Annotated in this window: 14 protein-coding genes; 8 read left to right on the top strand and 6 right to left on the bottom strand. The window is 58.9% G+C overall.

All coding sequences use genetic code 11. The features are described from left to right. Positions 1-324: 324 nt before the first annotated feature. The gene (locus BJF97_RS27280) at positions 325-1,185 is read right to left on the bottom strand and encodes a LysR family transcriptional regulator (protein ID WP_014227126.1); all 861 of its coding nucleotides are present in this window, start codon (positions 1,183-1,185) and stop codon (positions 325-327) included. Between the two features lie 97 nt (positions 1,186-1,282). Between BJF97_RS27280 and BJF97_RS27275 the strand changes: the two genes are divergently transcribed. The 8 genes from BJF97_RS27275 (at position 1,283) to arnF (ending at position 9,567) form a co-directional block, all read left to right on the top strand. Continuing rightward, entirely contained in the window at positions 1,283-1,789 is a 507-nt protein-coding gene (locus BJF97_RS27275; RefSeq protein WP_025106840.1) for a phenolic acid decarboxylase, read from the top strand. Positions 1,790-2,188: 399 nt separating this feature from the next. Beyond that, on the top strand, positions 2,189-3,328 hold the full coding sequence (arnB, locus tag BJF97_RS27270; protein WP_004855110.1) for a UDP-4-amino-4-deoxy-L-arabinose aminotransferase: 1,140 nt from the start codon (positions 2,189-2,191) through the stop codon (positions 3,326-3,328). A gap of 1 nt (position 3,329) precedes the next feature. Then, the gene (gene arnC, locus BJF97_RS27265) at positions 3,330-4,313 is read left to right on the top strand and encodes an undecaprenyl-phosphate 4-deoxy-4-formamido-L-arabinose transferase (RefSeq protein ID WP_004126208.1); all 984 of its coding nucleotides are present in this window, start codon (positions 3,330-3,332) and stop codon (positions 4,311-4,313) included. Beyond that, complete coding sequence (gene arnA, locus BJF97_RS27260) at positions 4,310-6,295, top strand: bifunctional UDP-4-amino-4-deoxy-L-arabinose formyltransferase/UDP-glucuronic acid oxidase ArnA (RefSeq protein ID WP_032694218.1); 1,986 nt, start codon at positions 4,310-4,312, stop codon at positions 6,293-6,295. Before arnC ends, arnA begins: the two co-directional genes overlap by 4 nt. Further along, a complete protein-coding gene (gene arnD / locus BJF97_RS27255; protein WP_014227123.1) occupies positions 6,292-7,194 on the top strand; it encodes a 4-deoxy-4-formamido-L-arabinose-phosphoundecaprenol deformylase in 903 nt (300 codons plus the stop codon). The genes arnA and arnD overlap by 4 nt, the downstream gene beginning before the upstream one ends. Next, positions 7,194-8,849, top strand: coding sequence for a lipid IV(A) 4-amino-4-deoxy-L-arabinosyltransferase (gene arnT / locus BJF97_RS27250; RefSeq protein WP_032694219.1), 1,656 nt, complete (start codon positions 7,194-7,196; stop codon positions 8,847-8,849). Before arnD ends, arnT begins: the two co-directional genes overlap by 1 nt. Next, positions 8,846-9,184, top strand: a complete 339-nt coding sequence (arnE, locus tag BJF97_RS27245; RefSeq protein WP_014227121.1) for a 4-amino-4-deoxy-L-arabinose-phosphoundecaprenol flippase subunit ArnE — start codon at positions 8,846-8,848, stop codon at positions 9,182-9,184. The genes arnT and arnE overlap by 4 nt, the downstream gene beginning before the upstream one ends. Beyond that, positions 9,184-9,567: a 4-amino-4-deoxy-L-arabinose-phosphoundecaprenol flippase subunit ArnF gene (gene arnF, locus BJF97_RS27240; RefSeq protein ID WP_014227120.1), complete on the top strand. Its 384-nt coding sequence runs from the start codon at positions 9,184-9,186 to the stop codon at positions 9,565-9,567. The genes arnE and arnF overlap by 1 nt, the downstream gene beginning before the upstream one ends. A 213-nt stretch (positions 9,568-9,780) precedes the next feature. Here the strand turns inward: arnF and acpT are convergent, their stop codons facing one another. The 5 genes from acpT to BJF97_RS27215 are packed head-to-tail and all read right to left on the bottom strand — an operon-like array spanning position 9,781 to position 13,960. After that, the gene (gene acpT, locus BJF97_RS27235; RefSeq protein ID WP_014227119.1) at positions 9,781-10,362 is read right to left on the bottom strand and encodes a 4'-phosphopantetheinyl transferase AcpT; all 582 of its coding nucleotides are present in this window, start codon (positions 10,360-10,362) and stop codon (positions 9,781-9,783) included. Between the two features lies 1 nt (position 10,363). Beyond that, positions 10,364-11,593, bottom strand: coding sequence for a beta-ketoacyl-ACP synthase (locus BJF97_RS27230; protein ID WP_014227118.1), 1,230 nt, complete (start codon positions 11,591-11,593; stop codon positions 10,364-10,366). Further along, a complete protein-coding gene (locus BJF97_RS27225) occupies positions 11,590-12,321 on the bottom strand; it encodes a 3-ketoacyl-ACP reductase FabG2 (protein ID WP_014227117.1) in 732 nt (243 codons plus the stop codon). Before BJF97_RS27225 ends, BJF97_RS27230 begins: the two co-directional genes overlap by 4 nt. Next, on the bottom strand, positions 12,318-12,794 hold the full coding sequence (locus tag BJF97_RS27220; protein ID WP_014227116.1) for an ApeP family dehydratase: 477 nt from the start codon (positions 12,792-12,794) through the stop codon (positions 12,318-12,320). Before BJF97_RS27220 ends, BJF97_RS27225 begins: the two co-directional genes overlap by 4 nt. Further along, on the bottom strand, positions 12,791-13,960 hold the full coding sequence (locus tag BJF97_RS27215; RefSeq protein WP_014227115.1) for a beta-ketoacyl-[acyl-carrier-protein] synthase family protein: 1,170 nt from the start codon (positions 13,958-13,960) through the stop codon (positions 12,791-12,793). The genes BJF97_RS27220 and BJF97_RS27215 overlap by 4 nt, the downstream gene beginning before the upstream one ends. Position 13,961 lies beyond the last annotated feature (1 nt).

Here is a 13,961-nt window from a genome sequence, read left to right as displayed (position 1 = left end):
GCGCGTTAAGCGCCGCCCCCGGGAGCAGACCGCAGAGAGGCTGAATTTCCCGGAGGCGATGCTGCGCATCTGTCCGGGCTACCAGACCACAGACGGTAGGGAACCTGTAGCCCGGGCAAGGCGCGATAAGCGCCGCCCCCGGGAGCAGCGCGCAGAGAGGCTGAATTTCCCGGAGGCGATGCTGCGCATCTGTCCGGGCTACCAGACCACAGACGGCAGGGAACCTGTAGCCCGGGCAAGGCGCGATAAGCGCCGCCCCCGGGAGCAGACCGCAGTGATTCTGTAGCCCGGCTAAGCGCAGCGCGAGCCGGGTAAACAAGCCCATCAGGGCGCTCTGAACAGATCCAGCAGCGTGGCGACCTGCTCATCAATAGGTGTTAAATCACGCTTAACGATCAGGTGCAGCGGCGTTGCCCGCCGCGCGCCGTGTCCCAGCGGCAGCGCCTTCAGCACCCCTTGTTGAAGCTGTGGGCCAATGCGCTCTTCCGGCAGCCAGCCAAACCCGACCTGATACAGCACCGCATCGATGGCGGCATCAATAGTGGAAAACGTCCATGCATCGCGGGAAGATTGCGGGTCGTTGCTGCGGTCGGCGATGCGCACCAGCGGCCAGGGGGCCAGCGCGCTGTCGTCCAGCGGCCCCGCCAGCGCGGAGAGTGGATGATCGCGATGGGCGACGGCGACAAAATCAATGTTCATCAGCCATTCGCCGCGGCCGGTAATATCCTGACGGCGGGTCAGCACCATCACGTCCGCCTCGGTGCGGGCCGGATGCTCTTCCTCAACGTTTTCCAGCACTTCGGTCAACCTGACCTGAGTTTGCGGGTAGCGCTGTTGAAACTGGCGCAGAATGGCGAACAGCCGCTGGCGTGGGAAAATGCTGTCGACCACCAGATCCAGCCGGGTCCGGGCGCCGTCTCGCAGGGTGGCGGCATGGGTTTCGACATAAGAGAAGGCCTGCAGCAGCGGCTTAACCTGGCCGAGCAGCAGCTCGCCTGCCGGGGTCAGCACCGCGCGACGGCCCGATGGCGTCAGCAGCGTGACGCCCAGCCGCTCCTGCAACAGCGCGAGATTATAGCTCACCGACGACTGGCTGCGGTGGGTCTCGTCCGCCGCCTTCGCGAAGCTACCCAGCTCGACAACTTTCTCCAGCAGCGCCCATTGTTCCAGCGTAGTCTTGTGCATAATCCATCTAAAAAGTGAATGGGTTTAATCCAAACATAGCGTTATTCATCCATTTTTTAAAGCAGTATGCTTGTTCTCAACAAACAGAGGAGAACAGATTATGAGCACATTCGACAAACATGACCTGAGCGGTTTTATCGGTAAACATCTGGTTTATACCTATGATAATGGCTGGAACTACGAAATTTACGTTAAAAACGGCACCACCCTGGATTATCGCATTCACAGCGGTATCGTGGCGAATCGTTGGGTGAAAGATCAGCAGGCTTACATCGTTCGCGTCGGCGAAAGCATCTACAAAATTTCCTGGACCGAACCGACCGGTACCGACGTGAGCCTGATCGTTAACCTCGGCGATAAGCTGTTTCACGGCACCATCTTTTTCCCGCGCTGGGTAATGAATAACCCGGAGAAAACCGTCTGCTTCCAGAACGATCATATTCCGCTGATGGTCTCTTATCGTGAAGCCGGTCCGGCTTATCCGACAGAAGTGATTGATGAGTTTGCCACCATCACTTTTGTGCGCGATTGCGGCGCGGATAATGACGAAGTGATTAATTGCCCGGCTAATGAATTACCTGACAACTTTCCTGCCAACCTGTAATCATTTTGAAATAGTTTCGTGATTCGACTGGATTTTTTATATTTGCTGAACGATGTTTAAAGATAGCTTATTGGAATCTGGTTGAGCATCCGTTTACTTTTCGCCAATGCGTTCCCGCTATTTCTCCGTCAAGCGGGAACGCTATAGCGCCTTTTTCTGCAATAAATTCCAACCTATCTCAATGATTTTTAACAAAATCATCATGCATATCTAATTAATATTAATTTCTTAATATTATCCTAAGCAAAGCTGACTAAATTTAATAACATCTGAATACAAAATAATGAAATGCGCCATCGGACTGATTTCGCTTTCATTTTCATTTTGTTTAGGTCAGCAGGTGCAGGATATTTCTTATCGACCCGTTTTTTCGCGGGTCATTCACAGAACAGGAACATGATGAGCGATTTTTTGCCGTTTTCGCGCCCGTCGATGGGCGACGCAGAGCTGGCTGCGCTGCGTGAAGTTTTGCAATCGGGCTGGATCACCACTGGACCGAAAAATCAGGCGCTGGAAGAGGCGTTCTGCACGTTAACCGGCAACCGTCACGCCATCGCCGTCAGTTCGGCGACCGGCGGCATGCACGTCACGCTGATGGGGCTGGGTATCGGTGCGGGTGATGAAGTGATCACCCCTTCCCAGACCTGGGTCTCCACGCTGAACATGATCTGCCTGCTCGGCGCGACCCCGGTGATGATCGATGTCGATCCCGATAATCTGATGATTACCCCCGAAGCGGTTGAAGCGGCAATCACCCCGCGAACCAAAGCCATTATCCCTGTGCACTATGCTGGCGCACCGGCGGATATTGACGCCATTCGCGCGATTGGCGAGCGTCACGCTATTCCGGTGATTGAAGATGCCGCCCACGCGGCGGGGACGTACTACAAAGGCCGCCACGTCGGGTGGCGCGGTACCGCCATTTTTTCATTCCATGCGATCAAGAATATGACCTGCGCCGAAGGCGGGCTGGTGGTAACCGACGATGACGAGCTGGCCGCGCGCATTCGCAGCCTGAAGTTCCACGGCCTCGGCGTTGACGCTTATGACCGCCAGACCCTGGGCCGCGCGCCGCAGGCGGAGGTGATTTCGCCGGGCTTTAAATACAATCTCGCGGATATCAACGCCGCGCTGGCGCTGGTGCAGCTGGATAAGCTCGCCCACGCCAATCAGCGCCGCGCCGCCATTGCGCAACGCTATCTGCGCGAGCTGGCGGATACGCCCTTCAGGCCGCTGGTGGCGCCGTCGTGGGAGCATCAGCACGCCTGGCACCTGTTTATTATCCGCGTTGACGAAGCCGCCTGCGGCATCAGCCGCGATGCGCTGATGGAAAGACTGAAGGCCATGGGCATTGGCACCGGCCTGCACTTCCGCGCGGCCCATACGCAAAAGTATTACCGCGAGCGTTTCCCTGAAGTTTCATTACCGCATACGGAATGGAACAGCGCGCGCATTTGTTCCATTCCGTTGTTCCCGGATATGACCGATGACGATGTCACTCGGGTCATTTCCGCACTGCACCAGCTGTCAGGACGTTGATATGTTTAGCTACCCTCCCGTGAAAAAGGTCTCGGTCGTTATTCCTGTGTATAACGAACAGGAGAGCCTGCCGGAGCTTATCCGCCGCACCGACACCGCCTGCGCGACGCTCGGACGGCAATATGAAATTCTGCTGGTCGACGACGGCAGCAGCGACGACTCGGCGCGAATGCTCACCGAAGCCGCCGAGGCCGAAGGCAGCCACGTGGTGGCGGTCCTGTTGAACCGCAACTATGGTCAGCACTCGGCGATTATGGCGGGCTTCAGCCACGTTACCGGTGACCTGATCATTACCCTTGATGCCGACCTGCAAAACCCGCCGGAAGAGATCCCGCGCCTGGTCGAGAAGGCCGATGAGGGCTACGACGTGGTCGGTACCGTGCGCCAGAACCGCCAGGACACCTTCTTCCGTAAAAGCGCCTCGAAGATGATCAACCGCCTAATCCAGCGCACCACCGGTAAAGCGATGGGCGACTATGGCTGCATGCTGCGCGCCTATCGCCGCCATATCATCGACGCGATGCTCAACTGCCATGAGCGCAGTACGTTTATCCCGATTCTGGCGAACACTTTTGCCCGCCGGGCGGTTGAGATCCCGGTGATGCACGCCGAGCGCGAATTCGGCGATTCTAAATACAGCTTTATGCGCCTGATTAACCTGATGTACGACCTGGTGACCTGCCTGACCACCACGCCGCTGCGCCTGCTGAGCCTGTTCGGCAGCGTCATCGCTCTGCTGGGCTTCGCCTTCGGCCTGATGCTGGTAGTGCTGCGTCTGGTGTTTGGTCCCCAGTGGGCGGCGGAAGGGGTGTTCATGCTGTTCGCGGTGCTGTTCATGTTTATCGGCGCCCAGTTCGTCGGGATGGGCCTGCTCGGGGAGTATATCGGCCGCATCTATAACGATGTCCGCGCCCGCCCTCGCTACTTTATTCAACGTGTTGTTCGCCAGCCGGAAACGGCATCTCAAGAGGAAGATCGTTCATGAAAGCCGTAGTCTTCGCTTATCACGATATGGGTTGTGCAGGTATTCAGTCTCTGCTGGATGCCGGTTATGACATCGCCGCTATTTTTACCCATCCGGATAACCCTGGCGAAAACCATTTTTTTGGCTCCGTGGCGCGTATTGCCGCTGAGCAAGGCATCCCGGTATGGGCGCCGGAAGATGCGAATCATCCGCTGTGGATCGAACGTATTCGTGAGATTAAACCGGACGTGCTGTTCTCGTTCTACTACCGCAACCTGCTGTGCGATGACATTTTGAATATTGCGCCGCAGGGGGCTTTTAACCTGCATGGTTCACTGCTGCCAAAATACCGCGGCCGCGCGCCGCTGAACTGGGTGCTGGTGAACGGCGAAAGCGAAACCGGCGTGACGCTGCACCGTATGGTTAACCGCGCCGATGCCGGCAATATCGTGGCGCAGAAAAGCGTCGCGATCGGCGCGGATGACGCGGCGCTGGCGCTGCACCGTAAGCTCTGTTCCGCGGCGTCGGAACTTTTGGCTCAGGCGCTGCCCGCCATCCGCGACGGCAAAACCGAAGAGCGCGCCCAGGATGAAAGCCAGGCGACTTACGTCGGTCGCCGTACGCCGGAAGACGGTCGCCTCGACTGGGAACGCTCGGCCCAGACGCTGCACAACCTCGTCCGTGCGGTCTCCGATCCGTGGCCGGGCGCGTTCGGCTACGCCGGCGCGAACAAGTTTATCGTCTGGAAATCCCGCGTGCGCCACGATCTGGCCGCCGCCAAAGCGGGGACGGTGATCTCCGTTGCGCCGCTGGTGGTCGCCTGCCAGGAAGGGGCGTTAGAAATCGTTACCGGGCAGACCGAGCGCGGCGTTTATATGCAGGGTACGCAGCTGGCGCAGGCGCTTGGCCTGGTTGCCTGCGCGGTGCTGAGCAGCAAACCGGTGGTGGCGATTAAGCGCCGTACCCGCGTGCTGATCCTCGGGGTGAACGGCTTTATCGGCAACCACCTGACCGAGCGTCTGCTGCAGGACGACAACTACGAGATTTACGGCCTGGACATTGGCTCCGACGCTATCAGCCGCTTCCTCGACAACCCGCGCTTCCACTTCGTTGAAGGCGATATCAGCATCCACTCCGAGTGGATCGAGTACCACATTAAGAAGTGCGACGTGGTCCTGCCGCTGGTGGCGATTGCCACGCCAATCGAATATACCCGCAACCCGCTGCGCGTGTTTGAGCTGGATTTCGAAGAGAACCTGAAGATTATCCGCGACTGCGTGAAATACGATAAGCGCATCATCTTCCCGTCGACCTCGGAAGTGTACGGCATGTGCACCGACAATAACTTCGATGAAGATACCTCCAATCTGGTGGTCGGGCCGATTAACAAACAGCGCTGGATCTACTCGGTCTCCAAGCAGCTGCTGGACCGCGTGATCTGGGCCTACGGCGATAAGAACGGCCTGAAGTTTACCCTGTTCCGTCCGTTTAACTGGATGGGGCCGCGCCTCGATAACCTCAACGCCGCGCGCATCGGTAGCTCTCGCGCCATCACCCAGCTGATCCTGAACCTGGTTGAAGGTTCGCCGATCAAGCTGATTGAGGGCGGTAAGCAGAAGCGCTGTTTTACCGATATCAGCGATGGTATCGAAGCGCTGTTCCGCATCATTGAGAACAAAGACGGCCGCTGCGACGGGCAGATCATCAACATCGGCAACCCGGATAACGAAGCGAGTATCAAAGAGCTGGCGGAAATGCTGCTGGCCTGCTTTGAACGCCATCCGCTGCGCGACCGCTTCCCGCCGTTTGCCGGGTTCCGCGAAGTGGAAAGCAGCGATTACTACGGTAAAGGCTACCAGGACGTCGAACATCGTAAGCCGAGCATTCGCAACGCGAAGCGCTGCCTGAACTGGGTGCCAACGGTGGAAATGGAAGAGACCGTGGAACACACCCTGGACTTCTTCCTGCGCACGGTTGAGCTGACGGACAGCGGAAAATCATGAAACAGGTCGGCTTACGCATAGATGTCGATACCTTTCGCGGCACGCGGGACGGGGTCCCGCGGCTGCTGGCTCTGCTGAGCCAGCACGGGATTCAGGCAAGCTTCTTTTTCAGCGTCGGGCCGGACAACATGGGGCGCCATATCTGGCGCCTGATAAAACCGAAGTTTCTGTGGAAGATGCTGCGCTCAAAGGCCGCGTCGCTGTACGGCTGGGATATCCTGCTGGCCGGTACCGCCTGGCCAGGGCGCAGGATCGGCGCCGGGAATGAGGACGTTATCCGCGCCGCCGCGCAGGAGCATGAAGTCGGCCTGCACGCCTGGGATCACTATAGCTGGCAGGCGTGGAGCGGGGTCTGGCCGCAGGAAAGGCTGACGCTGGAGGTTGAACGCGGGCTGCTGGAGCTGGAGCGGATTATCGGTCGCCCGGTCACCTGTTCCGCCGTTGCCGGCTGGCGTGCCGATCAGCGGGTGATCAAAGCCAAAGAGGCTTTCGATTTCCTCTATAACAGCGACTGCCGGGGGACCGGGCCTTTTCTGCCGCAGCTGGGGAACGGCGCGCCGGGAACCGTGCAGATCCCGGTAACCTTACCGACCTGGGATGAAGTGGTGGGCAACGCGGTGGATAGTGCGGGCTTCAACCGCTATCTGCTGGACTGCATCCATCGCGACGCGGGGACGCCGGTCTATACCATCCATGCCGAAGTGGAAGGCATCGCCTTCGCGGAGCAGTTTGATGAACTGCTGACCATGGCCGCACAGGAAGAGATCCGGTTTTGCCCGCTAAGCCAGCTGCTGCCCGCCGATTTTAGCGTGCTGCCGCGAGGTAAAGTGGTTCGTGGTGAACTGGCCGGCCGGGAAGGCTGGCTTGGACGTGAACAATTACTCAATTCGGGTGTTTGATGAAAAGCATTCGCTACGGCGCCTCTCTGGTCGCCCTTTTTGTCCTCTACTATTTACTGCCGCTTAACTTCCGCCTGCTCTGGCAGCCTGATGAAACCCGCTACGCGGAGATCAGCCGCGAAATGCTGGCGACCGGCGACTGGGTGGTGCCGCATTTCCTCGGGCTGCGCTACTTTGAAAAGCCCATTGCCGGCTACTGGATCAACAGCATCGGCCAGTGGCTATTCGGCCACAATAATTTTGCCGTCCGCTTTGGGGTGGTGTTTTCCATTACCGTCACCGCTCTGCTGGTCGCCTGGCTGGCATGGCGTCTTTTCCGCGATAAACGCGTCGCGATCCTGTCTCCGGCGATCTTCCTGACCGCGCTGCTGGTCTACGGTATCGGCACCTACGCGGTGCTCGACCCGATGATCACCATGTGGATGGCGCTGGCGATGTGCAGCTTCTGGTGCGCGGCGCAGGCCCAAAGCCACGGCGGCAAAATTCTCGGCTATGTTTTACTCGGCGTGGCCTGCGGGATGGGGGTGATGACCAAAGGCTTCCTCGCGCTGGCGGTGCCGGTGGTCGGGGTACTGCCGTGGGTGATTGCGCGTAAGCGCTGGCGCGAAGTGTTGACTTACGGCTGGCTGGCGGTGGGCGTCTGCGCGCTGGTGGTGCTGCCGTGGGGTCTTGCCATCGCCAAACGCGAGCCGGACTTCTGGCGCTACTTCTTCTGGGTGGAGCATATCCAGCGTTTCGCGGAAAAAGATGCCCAGCATAAAGCGCCGTTCTGGTACTACATTCCGTTCCTGATTGCCGGCAGCCTGCCGTGGCTGGCGCTGCTGCCGGGTGCGCTCAAGCGCGGCTGGACCGAACGCGATGAGTCGCGCGGTGCGCTCTATTTGCTCGGATGGGTGGCGATGCCGTTCCTGTTCTTCAGCATTGCTAAGGGTAAACTCCCAACCTATATCCTGCCCTGTTTTGCTCCCCTGTCGATTCTGATGGCGCGCTACGCGCTGGACGCGGCGAAGGCGGGGGCGAAGGCGCTGAAAATTAACGGCGCGATCAACCTGGCCTTTGGCCTGATTGGCCTGGTCGCCGTGCTGGTGGTTTCGCCGTGGGGCTTTATGCACAAGCCGGTATGGAGCCATATTGAGCTCTATAAGTGCCTGCTGGCGGCGCTGATATTTGGCTGCTGGGCGCTGATGGGCTGGATGGCGATGAAGGACAACGGCCGCCGCTGGACCCTCGCCGCCTGCTGCCCGCTCGGGCTGGCGCTGCTGGTGGGCTTCGCTATCCCGGATCGGGTGATCGACAGCAAGCAGCCGCAGTTCCTGGTGGATATCGTCAGCGAATCGCTGACCCCGAGCCGCTACGTGTTGACCAATAACGTCGGTATCGCCGGCGGGCTGTCGTGGGAGCTCAAGCGCAGCGATATCATTCTGTTCGACAAGCAGGGCGAGCTGAAGTACGGTCTCTCCTGGCCGGACGCGCAGCACCAGTTTGTCGATCAAGCCCATTTTGCTGACTGGCTAGCGACGCACCGCCAACAGGGCCCCGTCTCGCTGGTTCTGCTGATGGATAAAGGAGAAAGTATGGCTGATTTAGCGCTACCGAAACCGGATAGCTCCTACGAGCTTGGGCGCGTGGTGTATATCCAGTATCTGCCGCAATGAGCGTCTGGATCTGTCTGGTTTTCGCCAGCCTGCTGAGCTGCGCCGGACAGCTGTGCCAGAAACAGGCGACCCGCCCGTCCAAATCCGGGCGGCGCGGGTACCATATCCTTGGCTGGCTGGGGCTCGCGCTGCTCTCTCTCGGCTGCAGCATGCTGCTGTGGCTTAGCGTGCTGCAGTCGATCCCAGTCAGCATCGCCTATCCCATGCTGAGCCTGAACTTCGTCTGGGTGACGCTGGCGGCGTGGGGGATCTGGCGCGAGCCGGTCGCGCGTCGCCACTGGCTTGGCGTGGGACTCATCGTCGTTGGGATCGTTATTCTCGGGAGCCGTATCTGATGGGCTTAATCTGGGCGTTATTCAGCGTCGGCCTGGCGAGCGGCGCGCAGCTGCTGCTGCGCAGCGCGATGGTCGAGCTCCCGCCGCTGACGGAGATATTCACCTTCCTCAACCATCTGCTGCATCTGCGGGCGGGCACGTTTGGCCTGGCGTTCGGGCTTATGGGTTACCTGCTGTCGATGGTCTGCTGGTACTTCGCTCTGCATCAACTGCCGCTGGCGAAAGCCTACGCGCTGCTGAGCCTGAGCTACATCCTGGTATGGGCCGCCGCCATCTGGCTCCCCGGCTGGCATGAACCTTTCCACTGGCAATCGCTGCTGGGCGTGCTGCTGATTGTCGCCGGGGTGCTGACGATCTTCTGGCCGGTGAAGCGGCTCAATTAGCCTGGCTAATATCACTGTTTCTTCCCGGTGGCGCTGCGCCGCTCGGGCTGCGGAGTTGAGCCGGCTGCTGGCCGGTAGCCCGGACAGATGCGCAGCATCGCCTCCGGAAAGTGTGGCGGGGCTGATGATTGGCATTGAATCTTTCCGGTGGTGCAGTGTTGACCGCGCTACGGGAGCGTGCAGTCTGGTGCCGGTTGCCCGCAGGGCTTGATTTTACGAGCGAACCCGGCTGATGTTCGCAGTGGTCAAAAGAAATGGTGTTGGCGTGCAGACCGCGAGGCTGAGCGATCCTATCTGAATCTGGCTCACCGACAGCGCGGAGGGCTGCGTGCTGTCGATACTGCGCATTTGCCAGGCGCTTCCGCCGTACTGCTTGATGATGGCTTCTTTGCGTGTCCAGATCCGCCAGAAGGCAGCTATCTGCCGTTCCGGGGGGATAGCCTCGATCTCAGCCTGTTCGCGGGGGCTAAAAACCGCGCTTACCAACGCGCGCCAGTTATCGCGCTGGCGTACAACTTCGATATCGCAACCCACTTCACCTTCGTCGCTCAGCAGTAACGCGATATCGTCGTTGCTGTGGCTCAGATTGAACCACAGTGGCGTACCGGCCGAGAAAGCAGGTTTGCCCTGTTCGCTATAGATAATTTCCGGCAGTGGCGAAACGGCATGGGAAAGCAGGGCACGCCCGGCCAGCCAGCGAGTTTGGCCGGCGCCCTGAGGCGCGCAGGAGATCAATGCAGACGGCAGATCGCCTGCGCTTAAGGCCGACACGTTTCCCAGAAAAAGCCGGTACATTTCAGGGCCAGCGCTGGATGATAATAGAGGTGTTAATGCCGCCAAAGGCAAAGTTGTTGCTTTGCAGAAACTCACAGTCAATTTTGCGGGCTTCACCCATGATGTAATCCAGTGCGCCGCAGTTGGCATCCGGATGATGCAGGTTCAACGTTGGCGCAAACCAGCCTTCGCGCATCATATGCAGGCTCATCCAGGCTTCCAGCGCACCGCAGGCACCCAGGGTATGGCCAAAATAACTTTTCAGGGAAGAGAAGGGGACGTTGTTGCCATAAATCGCCTCTGTTGCCAGGCTTTCTGCAATATCACCGCGATCGGTCGCCGTTCCGTGAGCGGAAATATAGCCAATATCCAGAGCACTCAGGCCTGCTATTTTCAGTGACTGCTCCATGCATATCTGCATGGTTTCTCGCTGCGGTTGGGTTATATGCGCCGCGTCGCAGTTGGTGGCGAAACCGATAATCTCACCGTAGATGGTCGCACCGCGCGCTTTGGCGTGCTCCAGTTCTTCCAGGATCAGCGTGCCTGCGCCTTCGCCAATCACCAGACCATCGCGTTGTTCATCGAACGGGGAAGGGGTGGTTTTGGGGGCATCATTACGCTGGCTGGTGGCGAATAAGGTATCAAACACTGCCGCTTCCGACGGACATAGCTCTTCTGCGCCGCCAGCCACCATTACTGTTTGATATCCGTGACGAATCGCTTCCCATGCGTAACCAATCGCCTGGCTGCCTGAGGTACAGGCACTGGATGTGGGGATAACGCGACCGCGCAATCCGAAAAACAGCCCGGTGTTGACGGCGGTGGTATGCGGCATCATCTGTACGTAGGTGGTGCCGGTGATGTTATTGGTGTGTTTTTCGGTCAGCATAGTGGCGAATTCACTCACTGGTCCGGTGCTGCCGGTTGAGGAGCCATAGGCGATACCAGTTTCGCCGTTGGTTAGCACTGCCTCGCCAATTAGCCCTGCCTGCTCCAGCGCCAGTTCAGTGGCGCGAGTGGACATCAGCGATACGCGGCCCATGGAGCGAATACGCTTACGGGTATAATGCTCCGGTGGGGTGAAATCATCGACCGGCGCGCCCAGCAGCGTATGCAGGCCGTCATAAACCTGCCACTCCGGCATTTTGCGTACTGCGTTCTCGTAGTCAAGCAGTCTGGTGGAAACGGCCTGCCAGCTTTCTCCAAAGGCGGTGACACCGCCCATGCCTGTAATCACCACTCTACGCGTCATAACATCCCTCCATTGATGGAAATCACCTGACGGGTCACGTAGCCCGCCACATCCGACATTAAATAGCTGGCAAGCCCGGCCACTTCGTCCGCATGGCCCATCCGTTTCATGGGGATCATCGACATCGCCTCTTTAAGCGCGGCCTCTTCCATTTCGATCATCCCGGTGTCGATAAGCCCCGGTGCGATGCAGTTGACGGTAATTTTGCGTTTTGCCAGCTCAGTTGCCAGCGCTTTCGTCGCCCCGATAATCCCCGCTTTGGCCGCGCTGTAGTTAACCTGGCCCCGATTGCCCATTACGCCGGAAACCGAAGAAAGCGTAATGATTCGCCCGCCCTTACGCGCGCTAATCATTGGCATGATGCACGGCTGAATAACGTTGTAGAAGCTATCCAGATTGGTGTGGATCACCGTATCCCAGTCGTTATCGCTGAGCGCCGGGAAGGCCGCATCGCGTGTGATACCAGCATTGCTCACCACGCCGTACCACGCGCTATGTGCCTCGATATCCTGCTCTAACACCTTGCGGCACTGCTCGCGGTTGGCGACGTCAAACGTCAGCAGGCGGCCAGCGCCGCCTGCGGCGAGAATCGCATCCAGCGTCTCCTGCGCGCCCTGCGCATCGCGATGATAATGGACGCCAACAATAAAGCCGTCCGCTGCCAGTTGGAGGGCGATAGCGCGACCGATTCCCTTGCTGGAGCCGGTAACCAAAACTGAACGATTCATGCGGACGCTCCTTGTTGAAATAGGGTGTTAAGTTCTTCAGATGTTGGCTGGAAGGTGTTAACCCTGCCAGTAGCCAACGTCTCTTCGCCAGCGGCGATCGTGCATTCAAAGCTGCCGAAGCGCTCATCCTGCATCAGCAACGTGACGGAGACATTCAGCGTTAATCCGGCGGGAACAATCCCCGCCGCGCAGACCAGTTCACGCGCGCCGAGTACCATACCTAAGGAAATACTCTCTTGTCCCTGCCGGTGGCGGTGCCAGCCTGACCAGACGCCAACGGTTTGCGCCATAAGCTCCAGGGCAAACCAGCCGGGGAGATGGCCTTCTGCATCGAGAAAGGGGGCCAGCGTGCCATTGGCCGATACCGTGACTCGGCAGAGGGTGGAGTCGTCCGTCACATTTACCACTTCATCAAGCAGCAGCATTGGCTCGTCGTGCGGCAGGTATTCGCCGGGGGGTAAATAGTCGCTCATGAGATCCTCCCGAGCAGAATACTGGCGTTATTGCCGCCAAAGGCAAACGAGTTTGACAGGATAACTGGACGTTCAAGCGGCTGCGGCTGCTCGATGATACCGCAGGGCGGCAGCGTTTCGTCGCGTGGCGAGGAGCTAAAATTCTGCGGCGGTAGTGGCAGGTTGCGTTGCAAAATTAGCATACCGATCGCCGCTTCGGTGATCCCTGCCGCACCCAGCGTGTGGCCGGTTAGGTGTTTAGTGGAACTGCATGGCACCGTTTCGCCGAACAGTTCGTGCACCACTCTGGATTCAATCTGGTCGTTAAGCGGCGTGGCGGTACCGTGCAGATTGATGTAGCCCACCTGCTCTGGCGTGATTCCTGCGTCGTGCAGCGCCTGATGAATGGCGCGGATCGCTCCTTCACCTTGTGGATGCGGCGCTGAAATATGGTATGCGTCGCTCGACTCGCCCACGCCCAGTAAAGCAATAGGCTGCGGTTCACGAGTCAGCAGCATCAACGCGGCACCTTCACCAATAGTAATGCCATTGCGGTCACGACCGAACGGCTGGCACAGCGTTGGGGAGAGGGATTCCAGACTGTGGAAGCCATTGATCGGCATTCGGCTCAGCGTATCCGCACCGCCGACAATCGCGACGTCCGCTAGCCCGGCTTCAAGCAGGCGGCGTCCGCTAATTATTGCCCGGGCGCTGGAAGAGCAGGCGGTTGACAGCGTGAATGCCGGGCCAGCCAGTGCCAGCCAGCGGCTAAGAAAGCGCGATGGGTCTCCCAGCTCTTGTTGCGGGTACTGCCAGGCCGCGCTTTCCTGTCCGTTAAGCGTCAGATTAACGTGCGTATCGCCTTCATCAAGTCCAGAGGTACTGGTACCCAGTATCACGGCAATCCTGTCCCGTCCGTACTGCGTAATAGCCTTATCGACCTGCGGCTGAATGTGTTTAAGCGCCGCCAGTAGTAATTGATTATTGCGCGAACGATGGGCGCTGAACTCATCGGGAATGACCGGCAGTTCGCCATCTACACCGGCTAATACCGCGTGCGGATGTCCCCGAAGCCAGCCCGAACGAGGGCGCATACCGGGTGCCACGCCGCGCATCAGGTTGGCGGCAATTTCATTGTTATCGCTACCCAGCGCGTTGATCATGCCGACGGCAGAAATATAGATCATT

Origin of the sequence: Klebsiella sp. LTGPAF-6F, from assembly GCF_001753185.1 — a bacterium.
Taxonomy (GTDB): Bacteria; Pseudomonadota; Gammaproteobacteria; order Enterobacterales; family Enterobacteriaceae; genus Klebsiella; species Klebsiella michiganensis.
The sequence above is the reverse complement of the archived record's forward strand: the minus strand, read 5'-3'. Positions and strand labels throughout refer to the sequence as shown.